Source organism: Lacrimispora amygdalina (assembly GCF_003432035.1).
Taxonomy (GTDB): domain Bacteria; phylum Bacillota; class Clostridia; order Lachnospirales; family Lachnospiraceae; genus Lacrimispora; species Lacrimispora amygdalina.
Genome location: NZ_QOHO01000008.1, coordinates 15,897 through 38,261 on the forward strand (window position 1 = coordinate 15,897; position 22,365 = coordinate 38,261).

The 22,365-nt window shown below is 45.4% G+C and carries 23 protein-coding genes; 4 read left to right on the forward strand and 19 right to left on the reverse strand.

Features of this window, described 5'->3' with window-relative positions; translation table 11 throughout:
- From rapZ to DS742_RS02135, 9 genes are all read right to left on the reverse strand, one after another.
- Window positions 1-882, reverse strand: coding sequence for an RNase adapter RapZ (gene rapZ / locus DS742_RS02095; RefSeq protein WP_117415389.1), 882 nt, complete (start codon window positions 880-882; stop codon window positions 1-3).
- 19 nt (window positions 883-901) lie between these two features.
- Window positions 902-1,813 carry a UDP-N-acetylmuramate dehydrogenase gene (gene murB, locus DS742_RS02100; protein WP_117415390.1) on the reverse strand — a complete coding sequence of 304 codons (912 nt, stop codon included), beginning with the start codon at window positions 1,811-1,813 and terminating at the stop codon, window positions 902-904.
- Window positions 1,814-1,821: 8 nt separating this feature from the next.
- Window positions 1,822-2,754, reverse strand: coding sequence for an HPr(Ser) kinase/phosphatase (hprK, locus tag DS742_RS02105; protein WP_117415391.1), 933 nt, complete (start codon window positions 2,752-2,754; stop codon window positions 1,822-1,824).
- Between the two features lie 70 nt (window positions 2,755-2,824).
- On the reverse strand, window positions 2,825-4,696 hold the full coding sequence (uvrC, locus tag DS742_RS02110) for an excinuclease ABC subunit UvrC (protein WP_117415392.1): 1,872 nt from the start codon (window positions 4,694-4,696) through the stop codon (window positions 2,825-2,827).
- A 10-nt stretch (window positions 4,697-4,706) separates the two neighbouring features.
- Window positions 4,707-5,228, reverse strand: a complete 522-nt coding sequence (locus DS742_RS02115; protein WP_117415393.1) for a DUF1653 domain-containing protein — start codon at window positions 5,226-5,228, stop codon at window positions 4,707-4,709.
- Window positions 5,229-5,243: 15 nt separating this feature from the next.
- Window positions 5,244-6,692, reverse strand: a complete 1,449-nt coding sequence (locus tag DS742_RS02120; protein WP_117415394.1) for a putative glycoside hydrolase — start codon at window positions 6,690-6,692, stop codon at window positions 5,244-5,246.
- A 127-nt stretch (window positions 6,693-6,819) separates the two neighbouring features.
- On the reverse strand, window positions 6,820-7,590 hold the full coding sequence (locus DS742_RS02125) for a GNAT family N-acetyltransferase (protein WP_117415395.1): 771 nt from the start codon (window positions 7,588-7,590) through the stop codon (window positions 6,820-6,822).
- 15 nt (window positions 7,591-7,605) lie between these two features.
- A complete protein-coding gene (locus DS742_RS02130) occupies window positions 7,606-8,163 on the reverse strand; it encodes a DNA-3-methyladenine glycosylase I (RefSeq protein ID WP_117415396.1) in 558 nt (185 codons plus the stop codon).
- Window positions 8,163-9,035, reverse strand: a complete 873-nt coding sequence (locus DS742_RS02135; protein ID WP_117415397.1) for a methionyl aminopeptidase — start codon at window positions 9,033-9,035, stop codon at window positions 8,163-8,165. The genes DS742_RS02130 and DS742_RS02135 overlap by 1 nt, the downstream gene beginning before the upstream one ends.
- 154 nt (window positions 9,036-9,189) lie before the next feature.
- On the opposite strand from DS742_RS02135, the gene DS742_RS02140 reads away from it, so the two are divergent.
- The 3 genes from DS742_RS02140 to DS742_RS02150 all read left to right on the forward strand — a co-directional run bounded on the left by DS742_RS02140 (window position 9,190) and on the right by DS742_RS02150 (window position 12,234).
- Window positions 9,190-10,668, forward strand: a complete 1,479-nt coding sequence (locus DS742_RS02140; protein ID WP_117415398.1) for a DUF1846 domain-containing protein — start codon at window positions 9,190-9,192, stop codon at window positions 10,666-10,668.
- Window positions 10,669-10,794: 126 nt separating this feature from the next.
- Window positions 10,795-11,274, forward strand: a complete 480-nt coding sequence (locus DS742_RS02145) for a C-GCAxxG-C-C family protein (RefSeq protein WP_117415427.1) — start codon at window positions 10,795-10,797, stop codon at window positions 11,272-11,274.
- 12 nt (window positions 11,275-11,286) lie between these two features.
- A complete protein-coding gene (locus DS742_RS02150; protein ID WP_117415399.1) occupies window positions 11,287-12,234 on the forward strand; it encodes a TDT family transporter in 948 nt (315 codons plus the stop codon).
- Between the two features lie 96 nt (window positions 12,235-12,330).
- Here the strand turns inward: DS742_RS02150 and DS742_RS02155 are convergent, their stop codons facing one another.
- The 7 genes from DS742_RS02155 to DS742_RS02185 all read right to left on the reverse strand — a co-directional run bounded on the left by DS742_RS02155 (window position 12,331) and on the right by DS742_RS02185 (window position 17,817).
- Window positions 12,331-12,849 carry a CarD family transcriptional regulator gene (locus tag DS742_RS02155; RefSeq protein ID WP_242996362.1) on the reverse strand — a complete coding sequence of 173 codons (519 nt, stop codon included), beginning with the start codon at window positions 12,847-12,849 and terminating at the stop codon, window positions 12,331-12,333.
- Between the two features lie 249 nt (window positions 12,850-13,098).
- Window positions 13,099-13,749 (reverse strand): deoxyribose-phosphate aldolase, encoded by a 651-nt coding sequence (gene deoC / locus DS742_RS02160; protein ID WP_117415401.1) that lies wholly within the window; start codon window positions 13,747-13,749, stop codon window positions 13,099-13,101.
- 13 nt (window positions 13,750-13,762) lie between these two features.
- Window positions 13,763-15,091 (reverse strand): pyrimidine-nucleoside phosphorylase, encoded by a 1,329-nt coding sequence (locus DS742_RS02165; RefSeq protein WP_117415402.1) that lies wholly within the window; start codon window positions 15,089-15,091, stop codon window positions 13,763-13,765.
- A gap of 24 nt (window positions 15,092-15,115) precedes the next feature.
- On the reverse strand, window positions 15,116-15,517 hold the full coding sequence (locus DS742_RS02170; protein ID WP_117415428.1) for a cytidine deaminase: 402 nt from the start codon (window positions 15,515-15,517) through the stop codon (window positions 15,116-15,118).
- Window positions 15,518-15,558: 41 nt separating this feature from the next.
- Window positions 15,559-16,734, reverse strand: a complete 1,176-nt coding sequence (locus DS742_RS02175) for a phosphopentomutase (protein WP_117415403.1) — start codon at window positions 16,732-16,734, stop codon at window positions 15,559-15,561.
- Between the two features lie 54 nt (window positions 16,735-16,788).
- Entirely contained in the window at window positions 16,789-17,124 is a 336-nt protein-coding gene (locus DS742_RS02180; RefSeq protein WP_104437025.1) for a cyclic-di-AMP receptor, read from the reverse strand.
- A 114-nt stretch (window positions 17,125-17,238) separates the two neighbouring features.
- Window positions 17,239-17,817 (reverse strand): NUDIX hydrolase, encoded by a 579-nt coding sequence (locus DS742_RS02185; protein ID WP_117415404.1) that lies wholly within the window; start codon window positions 17,815-17,817, stop codon window positions 17,239-17,241.
- 94 nt (window positions 17,818-17,911) lie between these two features.
- Between DS742_RS02185 and DS742_RS02190 the strand changes: the two genes are divergently transcribed.
- Window positions 17,912-18,505, forward strand: coding sequence for a ferritin-like domain-containing protein (locus tag DS742_RS02190; protein WP_117415405.1), 594 nt, complete (start codon window positions 17,912-17,914; stop codon window positions 18,503-18,505).
- Window positions 18,506-18,510: 5 nt separating this feature from the next.
- Here the strand turns inward: DS742_RS02190 and DS742_RS02195 are convergent, their stop codons facing one another.
- The 3 genes from DS742_RS02195 to DS742_RS02205 form a co-directional block, all read right to left on the reverse strand.
- A complete protein-coding gene (locus tag DS742_RS02195; RefSeq protein ID WP_117415406.1) occupies window positions 18,511-20,436 on the reverse strand; it encodes an endonuclease MutS2 in 1,926 nt (641 codons plus the stop codon).
- 297 nt (window positions 20,437-20,733) lie between these two features.
- Complete coding sequence (locus DS742_RS02200) at window positions 20,734-21,780, reverse strand: NUDIX domain-containing protein (protein ID WP_117415407.1); 1,047 nt, start codon at window positions 21,778-21,780, stop codon at window positions 20,734-20,736.
- A gap of 13 nt (window positions 21,781-21,793) precedes the next feature.
- Complete coding sequence (locus DS742_RS02205) at window positions 21,794-22,189, reverse strand: ty transcription activator TEC1 (protein WP_117415408.1); 396 nt, start codon at window positions 22,187-22,189, stop codon at window positions 21,794-21,796.
- Window positions 22,190-22,365 lie beyond the last annotated feature (176 nt).

Sequence of the window (22,365 nt, forward strand, 5' to 3'; positions counted from 1 at the left end):
CTAGACCACCCTTTTTCCTGTATTATCCTTATCAATATCCCGGTGTTCGATTTTTATACCGAATTCCGCCCTGGACTTAAATTTCTCGTAAACCGCTTTCGCAATGGTTACGGAGCGGTGTTTTCCGCCTGTGCAGCCAATGGCGATCACCAGCTGGTTTTTGCCCTCCAGAACATAATTTGGAAGGAGAAACTCCAGCATATCATAAAGCTTGTTCAAAAACAGATCAGCGGTTCCATGCTGCATCACATAGTCCCGCACCGCTTTTTCTTCTCCCGTCCTGTTTCGCAGCCCCTCTACATAATAGGGATTGGGCAGAAATCTCACATCAAATACCAGATCAGCATCGGATGGAATTCCATATTTAAATCCAAAGGAAAGAACTGTAATGTATAAATTACGGTAAGATTCATGATTCATGAAAATCTTCTCCAGTTCCTGTCTCAGTTCCTTTGTGAGAAGTTTGCTGGTATCGATGATATAATCCGCTTCTTCCTTTAAAAATGCAAGCTTCATACGCTCTTTTTCAATTCCGCTGTCAATTCTGCCGCCTGCTGCGAGAGGATGGGCTCTTCTGGTTTCTTTATAACGCTTAATCAGTATTTCATCTCCGGCATCCAGGAAAAGAATCTCAAAGGGCACCCGGTTTCTGGACCATTCATCAAAAATCCGGTCTAAAACCGACAAATCTTCCCCGCTTCTGATATCAATTCCCAAAGCAGCGTTCCGGATTCCTTCCGGATTTTTAAGAGTAAGCTCTGCAAACGTCTCGATCAGCGGTATGGGCAGATTATCCACACAGTAAAATCCCATATCCTCCAGCATCTTGAGCGCCTGCGTCTTCCCTGCGCCTGACATGCCTGTCACAATTACAAGCCTCACTGTATACTCCTTTGCACCGTTAAAATTTACCCAGTGTCTTTACTTCCATCTCAAGCATCACTCCGGTTTTTTCGTATACCCTGTTTTTTATCTCTTCACATAAGGCTATAATGTCCGCCGCTGTTGCCTGATCCTTATTAATCACGAATCCGCAGTGTTTCTCTGAAACCTGGGCTCCTCCTACGGAAAATCCCCGAAGCCCTGCGTCTTCAATCAGCTTCCCGGCAAAATGTCCTTCCGGGCGTTTAAAGGTACTACCTGCACTTGGAAATTCCAAGGGCTGTTTTTCTTTTCTTCTGCGTGCCAGTTCATCCATACGGCTTTTAATAGAAACCGGATCGCCTTCTTTTAAGCGTATGGAAGCCTCGAACACAACATACTGCTTTGGTATAATGCAGCTGGTCCGGTATCCCAGGGAAAGTTCGCCTGCGGGAATCTCTCTGATGGCTCCATCCCCTGTGACCACTTTCACACTGCGAAGTACCTCTTTCATCTCCGAACCATATGCACCGGCATTCATGACTACGGCTCCCCCCAGAGTTCCCGGAATTCCGGCAGCAAACTCAAAGCCTGTCAGTGATGCCTTATATGCTTCCTGTGCGATTCTCGCCAGAGAAAGTCCTGCCCCGGCTTTTATCATCCCCATCTCCTGATTTACGTCACAGCTGTTAAAGCTGTCCATAGAGATAACCACCCCGTCAAAACCCTGATCCCCCACCAGAAGATTGCTTCCATTGCCTAATATGAAATAAGGCACTTCTTCCTGCTTACAGATTTTGACAACTGCTGCAAGCTCGTTCTCATCTCCAGGAGTTACAAAGCAGGCTGCCGGTCCCCCAACCCGGAAGGAGGTATGCCTTCGCATCTCTTCCCCTGCTTTTATATGGTTTTTATCGGCTGCACCAAGAAGTTTTTCATAAATTCCAGTCATCAGACACCTCAATCATCCTGTTTTCTTGATAAGTTTGCCTGGACGCGGTTGTATAATTCCTGTGCCGCGTTGTACCCCATCTTCTTCTGTCTGTAATTGACGGCAGCTGACTCAACGATAATGGCCAGATTACGGCCCGGACGAACGGGAATGGAATGGCATACAACCTGATTGCCTAAAAATTCCGTGTAATTGTCCTCGATCCCCAGTCTGTCGTACTCTTTATCCTTATCCCAGTCTTCCAGCTTAATCACCATATCGATGGACTGTGTGTCCTTTACGCTCTCCACACCGAACAATGTCTTCACATCGATAATTCCTATTCCCCGTAATTCAATAAAATGCCTTGTAATCTCCGGCGCACTTCCGATTAATGTATCATCACTCACCTTGCGGATCTCTACCACGTCATCGGTTACAAGACGGTGTCCTCTCTTAATCAGTTCCAGAGCCGCCTCGCTTTTACCGATGCCGCTCTCTCCCATAATCAGCACACCTTCACCGAAAACGTCAACTAAAACGCCGTGAATGCTGATACATGGTGCCAGTTTTACCTTCAGCCAGCGGATCACCTCTGCCATTAAATCAGATGTGGTTTTATCTGAAACGAGGCATGGGATTCCATAATGATTGCAAAGTGCCAGCATATCCTCATCCGGATTCTGGCTGCGGCTGTATACCAGGCAAGGAATCTGATAGGAGAGCAGTTTATCGTACATCTCCATCTTTCTTTCATGATTCATCTGGTTGATATATTCCTGCTCTACATATCCGATAATCTGAACCCGTTCATTGTCAAAGTGATCAAAAAAACCGGTCAGCTGAAGAGCCGGACGGTTTACATCCGGATGGCTGAGCACAATTTTCTCCGCATCGATCTCCGGCGTCATATTCCGGAGATTCATTTTTTCAATCAGATCTGTGATTGCTACTCCATGCATGGTGAAATGCTCCTTTTCATCTGTTTTTTTCATACTAACACAGATTTGGTGTTTTGAAAAGCAGTGGGCACTAATTATGAAAGAAATCGTATACGCTTTTTGCAGAACGGGAATTCATGCCCTCAGTGGCTTCCAGCTCCTCTAAAGTGGCTTCTTTCACAGCTTCCAGCCCCTTAAACCGGCGCATCAAAGCCTTTCTCCGCCCTGGTCCGATATTGGGTATATCGTCCAGAATGGATTTTACCTGCCCCTTGCTTCTTAAACTTCTGTGATACTCAATGGCAAACCGGTGGGCTTCATCCTGAATTCTTGTGATCAGTTTAAACCCTTCCGAATGCCGGTCAATGGGAATTTCCACATTGTTATAGTATAACCCCCTGGTCCGGTGATTGTCATCTTTTACCATTCCGCATACAGGAATGGCAAGCCCCAGCTGCTCCATAACCTCCAGAGCGATGTTCACCTGGCCTTTGCCTCCATCCATCATGATCAGATCGGGAAAACGGGTAAAGCTTCCAAGTTCTTCTTCTACACCCTTTTCCCTTAAGCTTTCCGCTTCCTGTAATCCATGGGAAAACCTTCTGGTCAGAACCTCATTCATGGAAGCGTAATCATTGGCACCCTTTACCCATTTTATCTTAAATTTCCTGTAATCATTCCGTTTAGGCCTTCCGTTTTCGTAAACGATCATGGACCCTACCGACTCAAAACCGCTTATATTGGAAATATCAAATGCTTCAATCCGTTTTACATCAGAAAGTCCAAGCAGACTTCCCACCTCATTCATGGCTCCTACTGTACGAAGCTCCTCACGCTTGATCTTTTCCTTATCCTGGGAAAGCACCAGAGCCGCGTTCCGTTCCGCCAGCTCCACGAGACGTTCCTTCTGCCCCTTTTTCGGTATGATGAGTTTTACCTTCTGTCCCCGTTTGGCAGACAGCCACTCTCCGATTACCTCTTCCTCCTCAAGCTGGGTCTGAACCCATATCTCTCTGGGAACAAAGGGGGTTCCTGAATAAAACTGCTTGACAAAGCTGGTTAAAATCTGGCCGTTGTCTTCCGCTGTCGCCACATTTACATGGAAATGCTCTCTTCCGATCAGCTTTCCTTCACGCACAAAAAAGACCTGGACCACAGCATCTTTTTCATCTTTTGCCATGGCGATGATATCCCGGTCTTCCATACCGCTGTCTGTGATCTTCTGTTTTTGGGCGATCTGCTTTACACTGGTTAATAAATCTCTGTATTCAATGGCCTTTTCATAATCCATCTCATCGGATGCAGCCTGCATCTTTTCTTCCAGCATGGCAATGACCGGCGCATATTTTCCTCCAAGAAAATCAAGTACCTGACTGATGGACTTCCCATAATCTTCCTGACTGATATATCCCTGGCAGGGCGCCTGGCACTGCTTGATATGATAGTTTAAGCAGGGTCTTTCTTTCCCGATATCTCTTGGCAGATTCCGGCTGCAGGTTCTGATCTGATACAGCTTATGGATCAGCTCAATGGTATCTTTTACCGCTCCTGCACTGGTATAGGGGCCAAAATATCTGCTTTTATCTTTTTTCATATCTCTGGAAAACAGGACCCGCGGAAATTCCTCGTACATCGTGACCTTAATGTAAGGATAGGTTTTATCATCCTTTAGCATGGTGTTATAACGGGGGCGGTGCTCCTTGATTAAATTGCATTCCAGCACAAGCGCTTCCAGTTCCGAGTCTGTTATAATGTATTCAAAACGAGCGATTCTCGACACCATCTGTTCGATCTTTGCCGTTTTATTTCTGCTGCTTTGAAAATACTGCCTGACCCGGTTTTTTAAGCTGATGGCCTTTCCTACATAGATAATTTCGTCCCGCCTGTCGTGCATGATATACACACCAGGCTGGGACGGCAGTTTTTTTAATTCTTCTTCTATATTAAATTCGATGTGGTCCACCTGGTACGAATCACCTCAATCTTGTTCCGTCGTATTTGATCTGCAGTTCCAGATAACGCTCCACTGCATAGTACTTTTCTTCCGGCTCGGAATCCGTCCTCCCGATCTCCATGATCTCACAGATGGCAAGCAGCTCTTCCGCCGTAAATTTGTCTTTACAGGTTTTTAAGACCTCCAGTTTCTCATGATACGTCTCCGCGTCAAGAAATGCAAGCAGATTTTTATTGGGACCGTGGTGTTCTTCTTTATTTGCCTCTTTTTCCCATTGGCTGACCGGCTCTTCCTGCAAAACGGATTCCTTTAAATCCACCCGTTCAAACCGGTACTTTTGAAGAACATCCGGATATTTCTCATGATCCACCTCACTGATAAACATGGAGAGAGGACGTACATAAACATCAAAGGTTCCGTACAGAGCCTGATATACCACCATCTTTTCTCTGGTTTCGGAATGAATCGCAACTGCTATCACCTGATACATCTTATCCTTAAAATGTTTGTAAAATTCTCCTGGTCTTGGTGTTCTCTCCATTGATTTCCTCACTTTTCATTCATTTCTGGAGCCGCCTGTCGTTACAATCACGACTGGGGGTTTATTCCTTTTTTCTTTTTTTTCTGAAGCTTCACCGGATTGTGTTTCCTGCCCGGTTGTCTCTTCTTTTGCAACCGCTCCTTCCAGACTCTTCTCAGCCTGGCTTTGGTCTTTGACAGAAGCGGGCTCCGTCTTAGCGGCTGCAGTTTCTGTCTCTTCCTCTTCTGTGCCTCTTAGCTGGGCAATCCTGGCCGCTTCCTTTTCTGCCTCTTCCTCAGACAGCAGGGCATCCCAGGTATATCGGTTGGAAGCGCTCCAAAGAATCCACTCATCATAACCTGCATCGTAAACTGCCTGGATCTGGTCTCTTACTTCCTTCTTCCCATAAGAAATGTGGTGATCCAGATAAGATGCCGTAAAATCCTGAAGCCACGGACGGACAACTGCCTGTCTGGCCCCCTCTGGTTTTGTCTTTTCCAGATCAGTCCTTGAAAGCTTTAAGGCTGCCCGGATCGTGTCATAAGGCTGGGTGTCCGGATGGTCGATTCCAAAATTGCCGTCACCGTAGTGGGACGGATAGATCATCGGGCAGATATAATCAAGATGGTTTGCCATATCACTGTAAACCTGTCCCACTGCCTGGGCATCCACATTACTGCCGATGATGGTTCCAAACACATCGGCTGATACCGGAATATTCCGGGCAGAAAGCTTCTCATAGGCATATTCAATGAATTCCGTTATAATATCTGTCTTGGAACGTCCCTGGGTATCCTTTTCGTCAAAAACCACCTGCTTCATGGAGCTGTCTGTAGCAAAGCGGATGTAATCAAACTGGACCTCGTCAAAGCCTGCCTCAGAGGCAGCTTCCCCTACCTCCACCAGATAATCCCAGACTTCCGTCCGGTATGGATTGACCCAGGCAAGTCCCTTATTATCTCTGTGCAGGCTTCCATCCTTGTTCTTTAAACTCCATTCCGGTTTCTGTTCCGCCAGATAGGGGTCTCTGAATGCAACCACCCGCGCAATGGTATAGATCCCTTTTGCCTTCAGCTGCGCCATCATGGCAGGCATATCCTGAATATACTTTTTTTCCGCTCCGATTTCCTTCACAGTGGGGGCATCGTCCATTACAAACGTAATTCTGCCGTCATCATTTTTAACGTCAATTACCACTGCATTGATCTCCGTACCCTCAATCTTATCAAGGATGTCCTGAAAGCCTGCCGATCCTGCCATATATCCGGAGATATAAATCCCCTTCACTTTCACCGGAGCTTTCTTCGGAAGCACCGACGCCTCCGCAGTTTCATCCTGCCTGTCCTCACTCACGCTTTCACTGGAACCCCCAGTCACCCCGTCACTGGATGGACCGGTCCCTGAAGTCTCTGGAATTCCTTTATATCTGCTGCATCCGGCTGCTACTAATGAGCATACAATTACTGCCAAAAGCCATCTTTTCATCGTTTCACTTTCACTTTCTTTATGGTTTTCAGTGTCTCATTGTAATAATTATTTAATATTTTACCACATTTTGTAAAATTTTCCAAATAAAAATTAATATTCCGGATGCAGCGGTATGCTGCGCGATTTAATAACCAGTAATTTCGTAAACCGGATACTCCCGGTCAAAATGATATCCAAGCTTTTCGGCAAGTGCCACAGAGCCCGGATTATGGGCATCCCAGCTGGGGTAAAGTCCTCTCTTTAAGCATTCCAGAATGAGCTTTGCGCCGCAGGAAAACGCCAGCCCCTGCCGCCTGTATTCTTTCTTTGTATCGATTTCAATTTCGATTCCGCCATGATAGACCGTATAGGAGGATGCGCCGGAAACTACCTCTTCACCCGAAAGAGCCACGACTCCGATTCCCCTTTTCCTGTAATCTTCATAGTCTGAAAACTGGGAGCATAAATCTCTGGACCAGTCCTGCTCCATCACCCGTCTGTAAAGCCCCTCGTCAATCATACGGAGGGAAAATGAAGGTGAAAGACTTTCCACCGCCCTGTTTAACAACTCTCTGTCAAAAACATCCGGCTCTTTTTTTATGGCGTAGCGGCTCCTTCTGCTGGCAGAAGATTTCCAGACCTTCTCAATGGCTTCTGACCACGCCTCATCGTTTGGAACCATAATGATAAAATCCGATTGTCTTCCTGATGGCTTATTTGCAATTAATTCTGCGTCCGGCTTCCCTGATAAAAAGCAGAAATCTCCGATAACAAGCTGCGCGGAGCAGGGATCTTTCTCCCTGTCAGCAAAGGCCCTTCCCATGACATTTTGCAGACAGGACCAGATGAGAGTTTCCTCCCAGCCGGAAAACAACGGCTGCAAAATGGATTTATCCTCAATTTCAATTACTCCCATATTCTCTCCTGTTCCTTATGGATGCTGTCTGCAGATACACGCCAGCTCGTGGTCATTGACAACTCCCACCGCCTGAAGATAGGAATAAATGGTTACAGATCCCACAAATGACATCCCTCTTTTTTTCAAATCTTTCGATATCCGGTCAGACAGGTCTGTTTTTACTGAAAAATTATCATCCTGGTTCACAATGATCTTCCCGTCTGTAAATCCCCATAAATAGTTTGAAAATGATCCGAATTCCTTTTGTATCTCCATAAATATGCGGGTGTTTTTCACCGCAGCCTCGACTTTTCTTCTGTTTCTGATTATGCCGGGGTTCTCCATCAGCTCATTTAACTTTTCTTCCTTATATGAGGAAACCTTTTCCGGATTAAATCCGTCAAAGGCCTCCCGGAACGCTTCCCGCTTTTTTAACACGGTAATCCAGGAAAGCCCTGCCTGAAAGGTTTCTAACAGAAACATCTCATACAGCTTCTGGTCGTCGTAAACAGGGACTCCCCATTCCTCATCATGATATTTCACGTAAATGGGTGATGATTCATCCACCCAAAAGCAGCGTTTCATCTCCATTATCTGGCAAGCACCTCCGGTCCATCCTCTGTAATTAATACGGTATACTCCCATTGTGCCGACAGGCTTCCATCTTTTGTATAGATCGTCCAGCCATCGGTATCGTCCTGCACCACATCGGCCTTTCCTGCGTTAACCATGGGCTCAATGGTAAAAATCATTCCCGGAACCAGAAGCATATCCGTTCCTCTTGTTCCGATGTGGCTGACCCACGGCTCCTCATGAAAGTCCAGTCCCACTCCATGACCGCCGATTTCTCTCACAACTGTAAACCCATTGGCATAGATGTATTCGGAGATCACGGCTCCGATATCTCCCAAATGCCCCCACGCTCTGGCTTCCTTTAATGCCAGATCCACGCTTTCCTTTGTAACGCGGACCAGCTTTTCGGCTTCTGCAGATACGTTTCCCATACAGTACATTCTGGAGGCATCTGCATAATAGCCGTCCACTATGGTGGTCACATCCACGTTAATGATGTCCCCTTCTTTTAAAATCCGTTTCGGATCGGGAATCCCATGGCAGACCACCTCATTAATGGAGGTGCAGACGCTCTTGGGATATCCCTCAAAGTTAAGGGGTGCCGGAATTCCGCCCAGACGAATGGTAGTTTCGTGAACCAGGGTATTTAAATCCTCCGTACTGATTCCCGGACGGATCTTCTCTCCCACCAGGTCAAGAATCTGATTATTAACAACGCCTGCGCGGCGTATTCCTTCAATCTGGGCCGGTGTCTTAATCATGGAATGATCCGGCACCTCGTCTCCCATAATTTCATAGTTCTCAAGCTTTCTGTCAAACTCTAAATGACAGGTTTTATATTTCTTTCCGCTGCCGCACCAGCACGGGTCGTTTCTTCCTATTTTAAACATATTTCTCCTCCTTCTTACTACAACGTTTTAACACGTTTAGAGCGTGTTGTAAAGAGTTTCTGCCAAATAAGGACAGATAAAAGCCATGGCATTTTTAAGGCTTCTATGTTACAATCTTAAGTATTGTGAAAATGAACAAGTTACGGAGGGACAAATGAAACCAGGATTTGATAACAACAAATATTTAACCATGCAGTCAGAACACATCAAGGAGAGGATCGGCCAGTTCGGGGACAAGCTCTATCTGGAATTCGGGGGAAAACTGTTTGACGACTACCACGCTTCCAGAGTGCTTCCAGGGTTTGAACCGGACAGCAAGCTTCGTATGCTGATGCAGCTTTCTGATCAGGCAGAGATCGTGATTGCCATCAGCGCCGCTGACATTGAAAAGAACAAGATCCGCCACGATCTTGGCATTACCTATGATGTGGATGTATTCCGCCTCATTCAGTCTTTTACCGACAAGGGGCTGTATGTGGGAAGTGTTGTTATCACTCAGTACTCCGGTCAGAAGGCAGCAGATGTATTTAAAGGGAAGCTGGAATCAATGGGGATTAAGGTATACCGCCATTATATCATTGACGGTTATCCTTCCAACATTTCGTTTATCGTCAGTGATGAAGGTTATGGAAGAAATGACTACATTGAAACCTCCAAACCTCTGGTGATCATCACCGCCCCGGGACCTGGCAGCGGAAAGATGGCAACCTGCTTATCCCAGCTCTATCACGAGAACAAGCGGGGAGTAAAAGCCGGTTATGCCAAGTTTGAGACCTTCCCCATCTGGAATATTCCGTTAAAGCATCCGGTGAATCTGGCTTATGAAGCTGCCACTGCTGATTTAAATGATGTGAATATGATCGACCCCTTCCATTTGGAAGCTTATGGGTTAACTACAGTAAATTATAACCGGGATGTGGAAATTTTCCCGGTATTAAGCGCAATATTTGAGGGAATCTATGGAGAATGCCCGTACAAATCACCTACTGATATGGGCGTGAATATGGCCGGACACTGTATTGTGGATGATGAGATCTGCAGGGAGGCCTCCCGTCAGGAAATCATCAGACGGTATTATCAGGCGTTGTCCCGGCTGGCTAAGGATATGGGCTCCAAAGATGAGGTCTATAAAATCGAGCTGGTGATGAAGCAGGCTAAAATCAACACGGAGATGAGAAAAACCGTAGTCGCTGCAAATGAGCTTGCGCAGAAAAACGGCTCTCCTGCAGCTGCACTTTCGCTGGGTGACGATACCGTTGTGACAGGCAAAACCACGAATTTACTGGGAGCCTCGGCTGCTCTTTTGCTGAATGCAGTGAAGGTTCTGGGAAATATCCCTCACGATGTCCATCTGATTTCTCCCTCAGCCATTGAACCGATTCAGAAATTAAAGGTTAACTATCTGGGAAGCAAAAACCCCAGGCTTCATACCGACGAAGTGCTGATCGCCCTGTCTGCTTCTGCAGCCACAGATGTGAATGCACAGATTGCGTTAGAGCAGCTTCCCAGGTTAAAAGGGACTGATGCCCACACGTCTGTCCTTCTTTCTGATGTAGATGTGAAAACCTTTAAAAGACTGGGAATCCACCTTACCTGCGAGCCAATCTATGAGCAGAAGAAAATTTACCATTAATATACATAGGGTTGTTTATTGATAAAAACAATCACTGCTGCTACACAGATAGAAAAACACGATTGGAAGTTCTGTATGCCCTATGTTAAGATTAATATAACAAATTTTACAAAGGGGCGTTTAATCATGGAAATGAAAAAAGAAGTCAGTGTACAGAAAATCAAAAAAGAGGCAGAGGAATTATTCCGCGGTGGATTCTTTTGTTCGGAAGCCGTCGTTTCTTCCATCCGGGACAACTTTGAACTTGATGTTCCAGATACGGTAATTGCCATGGCCTCCGGATTTCCCGTTGGAATCGGACGCTCCAAGTGCGTATGCGGTGCAGTGACCGGCGGCGTTATGTGTCTTGGACTTTTCTTTGGACGTACCAAACAGGGGGATCCAAAGGTGGAAAAGAACCTATTATTGGCCAATGAGCTTCACGACTATTTTAAAGCAGCCAATGGAAAGAATTCGCTTTGCTGCCGCGTCCTTACAAAAGAGTTCGATATGGCCAGAGGAGAACACAAGGAGCAGTGCATTGCGTTTACCGGAATGGTTGCAGAAAAGGTAGCGCAGATTATCATACGGGAATTTGATCTTGTAAATGTGGATGTGCTTGTATAGCGAGGTGATCATATGAGGTCCTTAATAAAACGTGTACCAATACCGATGTCCGGCGTTATGCTTGGGTGTGCTGCCCTTGGAAATTTACTTCAGAGTTATTCCGAAGGCATTCGTTATCTGTTTGGAGTCATATCCTTTTTGATTTTTACGCTGCTTCTATTTAAAGCAGTCTTGTATCCTAATGCGGTTAAGGAAGATTTGAAAAATCCAGTCATGATGAGTGTGTCAGCCACATTTCCTATGGGTACTATGTTGTTGTCTGTCTACATAAAACCATTTTTCAGTACGGTGGCTGTTATCATCTGGTTTTTAGCGGTCGCACTTCATCTTTTGCTGATTCTCTTTTTTACTTATCGGTTCATGAAAAAAGTGGATATGAAGAACGTATATGCAAGTTATTTTATTGTGTATGTAGGCATAGCCGCTGCAGGAGTCACAGCTCCGGCTTACCATATGATACTTATAGGAACAGCCGCCTTCTGGTTTGGGTTCATTAGTTTCATTGCTTTACTTGCACTGGTTGGATACCGCCATATAAAATATTCTGAAATACCAGAACCGGCACAGGCACTGTTTTGTATTTTCACAGCTCCTGGAAGCCTCTGTCTGACAGCCTATCTGCAATCGGTGGAGCAGAAAAGCCTGGTTCTTGTGACAGGGCTGGCTGTAATATCCTTAGTATTGTATGTAATGGTACTGGCTGGACTAATTCCTCTTTTAAAATTGCCATTTTACCCAAGTTATTCTGCCTTTACGTTTCCATTTGTCATTAGCGCCATTGCATCGAAACAGACTGCTGGCTTTCTTATGAAAAATGGAATCCAGGCCTTATACCTGCAGCCAGTTATATGGGTCCAGACAATCCTTGCTGTGCTGCTTGTCTGTTACACTCTTTTGCGATACTGTATGTTTTTATTACAGGTTAAGGTTTCACCTGTGAAAGCGCAAGCAGCTAATTAATATAAGTTCAGCCAACAATAAATAATAAACAATCATACAAAGAAACTTAGAAATAAACGAAGGACGTCCCCCCAGTCACAGCGGGAGGACGTCCTTTTAATTTGCATCATCTGAAAAGACACGGCTCATCACCATATCCTTGATTCCATCTTTATCCACTTCCAATGCTGCTGCCAGCTCACCATACAATAAATCCTCTGCCTTAGTAAAATAGAAATCATCCTTTGCAGTATTCTTTTTTCCCTCTGCAAGTCTCTTTCTCTTTTTCAAATACAGTGTCTTTACAATCTGCATCCATCCGGTACATTCACATTTCAGCATGATCTCTTTAAAAATCCCGTCCCGCTCTCTTTCATCCATTACCCAGATGACATCAATGCTGGGGATCTGATCAATGAGATCCATTGCTTCCTCCCTGGTTGCAGCGGCTCTGATGGTTGTTTTCCGGTTATCCACAGGCGTGTAGACGGCACTCTGGTGCTCCTCATATAGAGGCTTTAAGGTATAATAGGTCCTCTCCTCATCCGCCTCATACATGCGCAGATTCCCGATTTCCTTTACCTCACAGATCCCATGGCTGCCGAATACTACTAAATCATTTACCTGAAACATCATTCATTCCTCCTGTCAGAATACCAACACACTGTTACAAAAAAACTTTTTACGCTATATAACTAGTGTAACACTTTTAGAGGTGTTTTGTCAGTGTTTTTTGTTATTTTACACATTTTCGTGAAAAATAGCCAAGGAAGACCGGGACGTTATTAGTGCATTTTATATATTTATCAGAAAACAAATGCCCAAAACTGTCTGATTTTTAATACTGTCAGACAGTTTTGGGCATCTCTTTTGTCTCTTTAATTTTTACTTATTCCGGGCTGCCAGCTTTACAGCTGCACTTGCACCCACACGGCTGCATCCTGCTTCAATATAAGCCCTTAAATCTTCCAGCGTCCGGACTCCTCCGGCCGCTTTGATCTTCACATCCGGTCCGATGTACTTTTTAAATAATTCAATATCCTCCAGCGTCGCTCCGCCAGTCCCGAATCCTGTGGAAGTCTTGATATAATCTGCTCCTGCTGCAGTAACAGCCTTGCACATGGCAATCTTTTCTTCCTCTGTTAAATAACAGGCTTCAATGATAACCTTTAAAACCTTATCACCGGCTGCTTCCTTCAGTTTCGCAATCTCTTCCTCAACCTTTTTGTATTCACCATTCTTCACATCACTGATATTAACAACCATATCGACTTCCAAAGCTCCGTCTTCAATGGCTTTTTTCGTCTCCAGCACCTTGGATTCTGTCACGGAGTAGCCAAGAGGGAAGCCAACGACAGTACAAATGACAAGAGTTGGAAATTCCTTGTGCACACGGCTGATATAGCAGGGAGGGATACATACCGTCGCAGTTTTATATTCCACAGCCTCCTCACACAGCTCTTTTATATCTTCCCATGTGGCAAAAGCCTTTAACTGGGTATGGTCTACATAACTTAACATTTCTAAATCGGTCATCGTTTTATCCTTTCTATCCTATCAGGTTTTTCACGCCTTCTCTGGTTACTCTCGCATAAATAAGAGGCTCCGGCTCCGGCCTGCCGTCTGCAATGGTGACTGCTTTTACAAATTCTTCTTCTGCAGCATCAAACAGCTCCTGCTTTGAGGTGTAGAGCACAGCAATGGTCTCGCCTTCCTCCACTTCCTGACCCACCTTTTTCTTCAGCGCAATGCCTGCTGTATAATCGATGAGACTTTCCTTGGTAACTCTTCCTGCCCCCAGCATGGAAGACGCGATTCCGCACTGTTCTGTGTTCATATGGACCAGATATCCCTTCTTCACTGCCTTTACTTCCCGTTCAAAAGGTGCTTTTGCAAAAAGAGAGGGGTCTAAAATCACGGAGGGATCTCCGCCCTGAGCTTTCACCATGGCTGCCAGGCGGTTTAAGGCGCTGCCATCCGCTATGGCCTTCTCCGCCATAGCCATACACTCCTCCGGGGTTCCCTTACCTGCAAGCCATAGCATTCCGGAAGCCAGATTCAGACAGACTTCCGTTAAATCCTTTGGTCCCCTGCCTTTTAAGGTCTCTACGGCTTCAATCACTTCCAGGCTGTTGCCGATTAAATTGCCCAGGGGAATATCCATGTTTGTAATCAGAGCCATGGTCTTTTTTCCTGCATGCTCTCCGATTGCCACCATCTTTTCTGCCAGAGTGACAGAGTCTTCAAGCGTCTTCATAAACGCTCCGCTTCCCGTCTTCACATCAAGAAGAATACAGTCACTTCCTGCTGCCAGCTTCTTGCTCATAATGGAGGCTGCAATGAGAGGAATGCTTTCTACTGTTGCCGTCACATCTCTGAGTGCATACAGCTTTTTATCTCCAGGTGCCAGATTGCCGGACTGCCCGATCACAGACAATCCGGTAGTATTGACAACTTTAAAGAATTCTTCCTCTGTGAGCGTTGTTCTCATGCCCGGAATGGATTCCAGCTTATCCACGGTACCGCCTGTATGCCCCAGTCCTCTTCCTGACATCTTTGCCACTTTAACGCCGCAGGCAGCTACAATGGGTGCCACAACCAGAGTGGTCTTATCTCCCACGCCTCCGGTGGAATGTTTATCCACCTTGATCCCCTCAATAGGGGTTAAATCAACCATATCGCCGGAATGTGCCACTGCATCGGTGAGAATGGCCGTCTCTGTATCTGTCATCCCTTTCAAATATATTGCCATCAGCATGGCTGACATCTGATAGTCAGGGACCTCTCCTTTTACATAGCCATCTATCATGGAACGGATTTCTTCCTCTGTTAAGATTTCTCCGTTACGTTTCTTTGCAATTAAATCATACATCCTCATAGTTCTAAAACCTCCCTCGTTTTTTCAGTTGGAATTTAAATCTTTCTTTGTAAATCCCAGGGGAAGCAGTTCCTTTAATGTATAAGTAACGGTTTCATCTTCTGCTGCCAGGATTACTTTAAATTCATCCGGGTCACAGAATTCTGCCATCACCTGACGGCAGACTCCGCAGGGAGGGCAGATGCCTCCCTTTTCCCCTCTTTTATTACCTACAATGGCAATGGCATCAAACTCAGTCACGCCCTCAGACACTGCCTTGAAAAATGCAGTGCGCTCCGCACAGTTGGTAGGTGAAAAAGATGCATTCTCGATGTTGCAGCCAAGATAAACGGTTCCGTTCTTTGCAAGAAGTGCCGCACCTACCATAAAACCGGAGTAAGGAACATAAGCTCTTTTTTGTGCCCGCCAGGCTTCCTCTGTCAGCATCCTGACTATCGTCTCGTTAAGCTTCAATCAAACACCTCCTGCTATTTTGCCACTTCACCTAAAAAGCTGGTTCCGGCAATCTCTCCCTTTACTCCGAATAAATCCAGTACCGTCGCTGCAATATCAGCAAAGGTATCTCTTGTCCCAATGGAAACTCCTGCTTTGATTCCCTGTCCGTAAATCAGCATGGGGGTATACTCCCTGGAATGATCGGTGCTTGGGGTTCCCGGATCACAGCCATGATCCGCAGTAATAATCAAAACGTCATCCGGCTTCATGGCCTCCATAAACTGTCCAAGCTGAATGTCAAACTCCGTGGCTGCTCTGGCATAACCCTTTATATCGTTGCGGTGACCGTAAACCATATCAAAATCCACCAGATTTACAAAGCAAAGTCCATGGAAATCATCCTGCTGCGCTTTTAATGTCTGAATCATTCCATCAGTATTGTTAACAATGGATGTGGTTTTCTGTATGCTCTTTCCTGCGAAAATATCGTAGATTTTTCCCACTCCGATGGTATCAAGCCCTGCCTCTGCCAGGCAGTCCAGCATGGTAGTCTCAGGCGGAAGAAGGGAAAAATCGTGGCGGTGGGGCGTTCTTTTATAATCCGGATATTCGCCTGTAAATGGTCTGGCGATCACTCTGCCCACACCGTGCTTTCCTTTTAAAATCTCTCTGGCAATCCTGCAGTAACGGTACAGTTCTTCTAACGGCACCACTTCCTCATGGGCAGCGATCTGAAATACACTGTCTGCAGAAGTGTAAACAATTAAATCTCCTGTCTTAACATGCTGTTTTCCAAAATCCCGGATTACATCTGTGCCGGAATAAGGTTTATTGCAGAGAATTCCTCTTCCTGTCTGCTTCTTAAATTCATCTAGAATCTCATCAGGAAAGCCTTCCGGATAGGTTGGAAGAGGCTCCTCAGATATAATACCTGCAATCTCCCAGTGGCCGATGGTGGTATCCTTACCCTGGGACCGCTCGGTCATTCTGCCATAGGAGCCCGCTGGTTCTTTCTCTTTCTCACCGGCTGTTACACCGTCAATATTAAACATACCAAGCTTTTTCAGATTCGGCGTATGAAATTCCTCTGCTTTTGCGATGGTTCCAAGGGTATTGCTTCCCTCATCGTTAAACTTCGCAGCATCCGGGGCTTCGCCGATTCCAAAACTGTCCAGTACAATGATAAATACTCGTTTGGTTTCTGACATATTCATTCCTCCTGTTACGAAAAGGGATTGCTGTGCAATCCCTTTGTCACTACATCAAATTTTCTCAAAACGCTCTACATCTGTTACAAATATGGTAGCCCCGCCAAGCTCGACTGTCATGGGCATCATCATATATCCCGCCGATACTGACGCGATATTGGGTGCAGGAACGTTGCATGTAATTTTCTGGCGCTTTCCGCAGGTATCCTTGATCAGTGTGATGACTTCTTCTACCTGTCCGTCTTCGGTACCGATCATTAATGTTGAGTTGCCTTTTTTTAAGAAACCGCCTGTTGTGGCAAGTTTTGTGACACTGAACTGGTGTTCATTCAGAACGTCGGTCACCCGGTTTCCATCATCGGAACTGACGATTGCATAAACAATTTTCATATCTAACACCTCGCTGTCTTATTTGGCAAAACTTCATCCATTCAGATACCATTATTATAAATCATAATCAAAAAAATAGAAACAGCTAATCATAAAATAATTGCCAATTTTCTGTTAAATTTTCAGATTTTCCATCTTTTCTATCAGCTTTTTGTAAATCCGTTCCTTCATCCAGGGCTCGTTCACCGCCTCCAGACAATCGCTTAACGAGAACCAGCCGACTTTACTGTTTTCGTCTTCCTTGTTCCTGATCTGTTCTCTGTCATCCCCCTTCAATAAGTAGGTCACATTCAGATGCAGGTGGGAAGAGACGTAAGCTCCGTTCTTCTCATGACCGTCCACGGTCAGAATCTCAATGGAAAATATTTTATCTGTTACCGGTGTCACCGTCTTAATTCCCGTTTCTTCCCTGGCTTCCCGCACAGCAACAGACAAAAGATCTTTTTCTCCGTCTGCATGGCCGCCGGTCCATGCCCAGGAATGATAGATGTTATGATATGCCATCAGAACCTGATCCATGGTCTGGTTCACTACCCAGCCGGAAGCAGAGATATGAGCTGCCTCATTTTCCCGGAAGAAAATGTGATCTCCTTCCGATAAGCACTTAAGAAACAGCCTTTTATCCGCTTCTTCCTGTTCGTTGCAGGGTACAAACTCTTCCAGTTCCTTTCGTAACGTTCTTTCGTCCTTCATCCAATCACTGCCTCACTTTTCCTTTGATTATTTCAGTCATACTCCCTCCGTCTGCTGATATATTTAAATAGAACAACTTTATGGGAGGTACGTAATGGATCTTTCTGCACTTGTTTTTTCCGACAAATCCCCATGGCCCGATATTGAAATCGTAACAGCCAATGAACTTTATGCCACAGCCATGCTATCCAACATCGGTGCCTGCAATTCGGAAATGTCCGCAATCAGCTTATACGTTTACAACAGCATGATAACAAAACGGTATTTTTACGACATCGCAGAATGTTTTCACAGAATCAGCGTTGTAGAAATGCACCATCTCAATATTTTCGGTGAGCTTTGTATTATGCTGGGAGCAGACCCCCGGCTGTGGAGCTGGCAAAAAGGCCGCATGAAATACTGGAGCCCTGCCTGCAACCGTTATCCTACCAACATCAGCGCTCTGGTATCCAATTCCTTAAACGGAGAACTGGAAGCAATCAGAAAATACCAGTTACAATGCCAGTGGATTAATGACTTCCGTATCAAATCCATCTTAAACCGGATTATAGCAGATGAATTGTGTCATGTACAGATTTTCCGGCTTATTCTGGCTGAGTTAAACGATGATCCGTTTGAACTGCCTTACGCTTACCGAGTTTGTGAGGAGGACCGCACAAAAGACTGCGATCCCCCAAAACCATGCTGAAACCATTACTTAGGGAAGGTCTCATCCGCAGCACTGCGGATCTCCAGACCTTCCTGATACCCCTTTTCCATCTTGTGTCTCGCCTTTCTGTTTTCCACCGTATCAAACAGAATGGAAAAATCATAATCCTCCGGATACAGCTCTGCCGCCGCAACTAACAGCTTAATCCGTTTGTGGTTAATCCAGATTTTCTTATCCGGCATCTGAACCCGGACCACTCCCTTATCGTTCACCGCGGTGCAGACAATCCCCACTTTTTTATCTGGTAAAACAAGCACACTGTCTCCAATGGTAAATTTCGTCTGCATGGCGATCTGATTATCTGATGTCTTCTTTATCTTTTCAATTCGGGGACCGTTTGACCTTTTACGGGCTTCCCTGTTTCTGTCTGACTCCGGTTCTGTCTCCTGCATCCCATAAGCATACCGTTCTGCCCGTTTTATCATGTGCTCCGGCATTCCCAGCCTTCCTGCTATATATAAAGCGCAGCTCTCTCCCGCTTCTCCGATCTCCAGCCTGTATAAAGGTCTTAGGGATTCCCGGTCAAACGCCATTCGTGCATTGGTGATTCCCTCCGCCTCTTTCGCGTAAGTTTTCACTTCCGGATAATGGGTGGTTGCAAGAAATAAGCATCCGCATCTTCTTAACTCCTCCAGTATGGAGATTGCAATTCCCATGCCTTCTGCCGGATCTGTCCCCGACCCAAGTTCATCCAGTATGACCAGGCTTTCCCTGTCTGCCTTTTCAAGGATATCCAGTACATTTACAATATGGGATGAAAAAGTGGATAAATTTTCAGTTATGTTCTGGCCATCCCCGATGTCGCAGAGCACCTGGTTAAACAGGCTGAGCTGTCCTTCTTTGCATGGTATATGAAGTCCGCACTGGGCCATGATGGAAAATAAGCCTACTGTCTTAATGGAAACGGTCTTGCCTCCTGTGTTAGGTCCTGTTATAACAATTCCTCTGCCGTCTTTGCCCAGTTCAAAGTTTAAAGGAACCACCTGGTCCGGGTTCATAAACGGATGACGCCCTTCGGCAATCCGTATGATCCGTTCTGTATGAATCTCCGGCTCCACCCCGTTCATATCTGCACTGAGCTTTGCTTTTGCAAAAAGAAAATCCAGTTTCTCTAAAACCTGCATATTCTCTGTCAGGACTGGAAGCTGTTCTTCTACCAGGGCTGTAAGGGTATATAGAATTCTCCTGGTTTCATTCTCCTCTTCGATTCTTAAATTCTCCAGTTCTCCATTTAACGACGCTATGGCAGATGGTTCTATAAAAAGGGTGGAACCGGTAGAGGACTGGTCAATGACACTGCCCGGCACCGCCGGCTTATACTCCTTTTTCACCGGCAGGCATACCTTGCCGTTTCTGATGGTAATATAGGAATCAGAAAAATACTTTTTATTAGTCCGAAGCATGGTCTCAGCCTTTGTTCTCAGCTTCTCTTCCATTCGGACTATGTCCTGGCGAACGCTTCTTAAATACTTGCTGGCCGTGTCATCCACCCGTTTGTTCCTGATACTTTCATAAAGTTCCCTGGCGAGATCCTCTAAAGGATTTAAGTTCTCTTCATAATAGGCCAGACTCAGTTCTAAATATTTGCATCGGTTTAAGAAATCCTTATACCGTTTTACTCCTGTTAACATCGTTCCGATGAATTCCAGCTCCTCCGGCATCAAAAAACTTTCCTGCGTGACTGTTTTAAATATCGCCAGAAGGCCGTTCATGGCTACTGCCGGCGGCTGCCCCATACGGTCCAGGATCATTCTTGCCTGGGTCGTGTCCCGAAGATTTTTCCTTACCTCTGCTTCTTTTAATTCAGGAGTTAAATTCCTGATCCGCTCTTTTGCACCATCGGTATGTGCCAGTTCTTCCAATCTTTCTAAAATACGGTTAAATTCTAATATCTGAAATGTGTGATTCATGTTGTTCTCCCTGTTTCGTCTTTTTCAAGTTTCCAAAAGATTCATGGAGCAATCAGCCAGGCCTGTTTTGATACACAAAAAAGACCTGTAAGACTACAAATCCTCGTCTTACAGGTCTAAAATCCTGTCAGTCAGTTTTGTATCTTCATGGGCTAAACAGGTACACAAAACAAAGGAATGCAAAGACTGCCTTCCTGCCTGGGTATTCCTGTTCACATTATGATTCTGATTTACGCTCCATGATTTGACACAATTAACATAAACACACTTCCTGTTATCTTTGATAGTTTTACTATATCATAAATCCTGCAGTCCGGTCAATCTCTTTTTATTGTACCACTGTGCAAGCATGTGTAGTTCTTTTTCGTTTAAACAGTTTACCAAAGTTCCATCTTTCATCCGGCTTAAGCATTCCCCGTAATCCATCCAGAGTACGGATTCCACCTCGTCTTTCTGAAGCACAAGATTGTTCTCATCCACCGGTTTTTCATAAACATAGACATGACTGATTTCATGATTGCGAAATGGCCGTCCGTAAAAGACTGCTTCTTCCTGTTCCTCATGAAGTCCTGCATAGGAAAGTTCTTCCGGTGCGGCATCAATCCCCAGTTCTTCTGACAGCTCCCTGACAGCCGATATAAGGAAATCATCACCTGCCGGAATATGTCCTGCAGAAGAGATGTCATAGCAGCCTGGATAGGCATCCTTACCTGCGCTTCGTTTCTGCAGAAGCAAATCAAATCCGCTTTTATCATTGGGTCTTACTACCCATACATGGGAAGTTCCATGAAGCATCCCGTCCCGGTGCATCATAAAACGGGCCCGTATTCTCCCGGTAGTATTGCCGTTCCTATCCCGTTCCTCCAAAAGCTCTAACGGTGTTCCGTCTAACGAAGCGGCCTTTAATTCGTTTTTCCGATACTGCAGTTTCAGAGAAAAAAATGGAATCTGATCCTTTAGCAGTTCAAAAAAGATCCGGTCCCCTTCCCATATGGGAAGACTGTCGATTTCCTCAACCGGCACCCATTCAAGAACTCCCTCCTGACAATTAATAATTGAGCCCTCATAACTGTCAGCTGTATATAAAAACATATATTCATCAGGATACTGATCTGACACAAAGGTTATAAATCCCCTGAGTTTATAAGACAGCAGCGTCAGTCCGGTTTCTTCTTTTACTTCTCTTAAAAGACACTCTTCCGGGCTTTCCCCTTCTTCCAGATGACCGCCCACTCCCAGCCATTTGTCCTGATTGATATCATTTTTCTTCTTAATCCGGTGAAGCATGAGATAGCGCCCCTCATGTTCAATGTAGCAGAGGGTTGTTAAGTTCTGATGCGCCATATCTCTTTCCTCCTTACTTCTTCTCTGTTAAAACTGCGTTCTCATTGATATCTGCAGCCGTCTTTGTGATCTCTTCCCCTGAGGCCAGTACTTCCACCTGCACCACACAATTCGTTTTCTTTCCATCATAGATGACCGGAACCCGGTATGTGCCCGCTTTATTCCAGTCACACTGGCTGACATCAAAGGTGAAGCCGGAAAGATCGTAATTCTCTGTATTAAAATACCGCTCTGCCTGCAGATCCGGTGCTGTTCCAAGGGTAGTCTTTGCATAATACGTAGTTGCAGTATTATCATCAAAGATCGGCTCTGCTTTTCCCTTTAAGGTCTGGAACAGAAGAACCAGTACCAGTGCTAATACGATCGTTCCGAACAATGTAAAGTGTAAATGAAATTTCCTTTGCTTCATCTGGGCCTCCATACTGATATCCGCTTGTTTTCCCTGCGGTAGCTGCAGGGAACCTCTTGTTCCATGAAAAAAGCTGCGTTTAAGGCAGCGCAGTCCTATATTATATTACCATATAATTTCCATCCTGGCATCCACTGAATTATTACAATTTCATAAAATTATCGTAAAGAAGTTCC

What these genes read in the sequence shown, in the direction of transcription:
- murB (WP_117415390.1), bottom strand. Translation starts at nt 1,813, where the DNA reads ATGACTGGAATTTATGAAAAACTTCTTGGTGCAGCCGATAAAAACCAT.
- hprK (WP_117415391.1), bottom strand. Translation starts at nt 2,754, where the DNA reads ATGCATGGAGTAGCAATCACAGATCTGATTGAAAAAATGAATCTCCGG.
- DS742_RS02115 (WP_117415393.1), bottom strand. Translation starts at nt 5,228, where the DNA reads ATGGAGAGAACACCAAGACCAGGAGAATTTTACAAACATTTTAAGGAT.
- DS742_RS02120 (WP_117415394.1), bottom strand. Translation starts at nt 6,692, where the DNA reads ATGAAAAGATGGCTTTTGGCAGTAATTGTATGCTCATTAGTAGCAGCC.
- DS742_RS02125 (WP_117415395.1), bottom strand. Translation starts at nt 7,590, where the DNA reads ATGGGAGTAATTGAAATTGAGGATAAATCCATTTTGCAGCCGTTGTTT.
- DS742_RS02130 (WP_117415396.1), bottom strand. Translation starts at nt 8,163, where the DNA reads ATGGAGATGAAACGCTGCTTTTGGGTGGATGAATCATCACCCATTTAC.
- DS742_RS02135 (WP_117415397.1), bottom strand. Translation starts at nt 9,035, where the DNA reads ATGTTTAAAATAGGAAGAAACGACCCGTGCTGGTGCGGCAGCGGAAAG.
- DS742_RS02140 (WP_117415398.1), top strand. Translation starts at nt 9,190, where the DNA reads ATGAAACCAGGATTTGATAACAACAAATATTTAACCATGCAGTCAGAA.
- DS742_RS02145 (WP_117415427.1), top strand. Translation starts at nt 10,795, where the DNA reads ATGGAAATGAAAAAAGAAGTCAGTGTACAGAAAATCAAAAAAGAGGCA.
- DS742_RS02150 (WP_117415399.1), top strand. Translation starts at nt 11,287, where the DNA reads ATGAGGTCCTTAATAAAACGTGTACCAATACCGATGTCCGGCGTTATG.
- DS742_RS02155 (WP_242996362.1), bottom strand. Translation starts at nt 12,849, where the DNA reads ATGATGTTTCAGGTAAATGATTTAGTAGTATTCGGCAGCCATGGGATC.
- deoC (WP_117415401.1), bottom strand. Translation starts at nt 13,749, where the DNA reads ATGACCGATTTAGAAATGTTAAGTTATGTAGACCATACCCAGTTAAAG.
- DS742_RS02165 (WP_117415402.1), bottom strand. Translation starts at nt 15,091, where the DNA reads ATGAGGATGTATGATTTAATTGCAAAGAAACGTAACGGAGAAATCTTA.
- DS742_RS02170 (WP_117415428.1), bottom strand. Translation starts at nt 15,517, where the DNA reads ATGCTGACAGAGGAAGCCTGGCGGGCACAAAAAAGAGCTTATGTTCCT.
- DS742_RS02175 (WP_117415403.1), bottom strand. Translation starts at nt 16,734, where the DNA reads ATGTCAGAAACCAAACGAGTATTTATCATTGTACTGGACAGTTTTGGA.
- DS742_RS02180 (WP_104437025.1), bottom strand. Translation starts at nt 17,124, where the DNA reads ATGAAAATTGTTTATGCAATCGTCAGTTCCGATGATGGAAACCGGGTG.
- DS742_RS02185 (WP_117415404.1), bottom strand. Translation starts at nt 17,817, where the DNA reads ATGAAGGACGAAAGAACGTTACGAAAGGAACTGGAAGAGTTTGTACCC.
- DS742_RS02190 (WP_117415405.1), top strand. Translation starts at nt 17,912, where the DNA reads ATGGATCTTTCTGCACTTGTTTTTTCCGACAAATCCCCATGGCCCGAT.
- DS742_RS02195 (WP_117415406.1), bottom strand. Translation starts at nt 20,436, where the DNA reads ATGAATCACACATTTCAGATATTAGAATTTAACCGTATTTTAGAAAGA.
- DS742_RS02200 (WP_117415407.1), bottom strand. Translation starts at nt 21,780, where the DNA reads ATGGCGCATCAGAACTTAACAACCCTCTGCTACATTGAACATGAGGGG.
- DS742_RS02205 (WP_117415408.1), bottom strand. Translation starts at nt 22,189, where the DNA reads ATGAAGCAAAGGAAATTTCATTTACACTTTACATTGTTCGGAACGATC.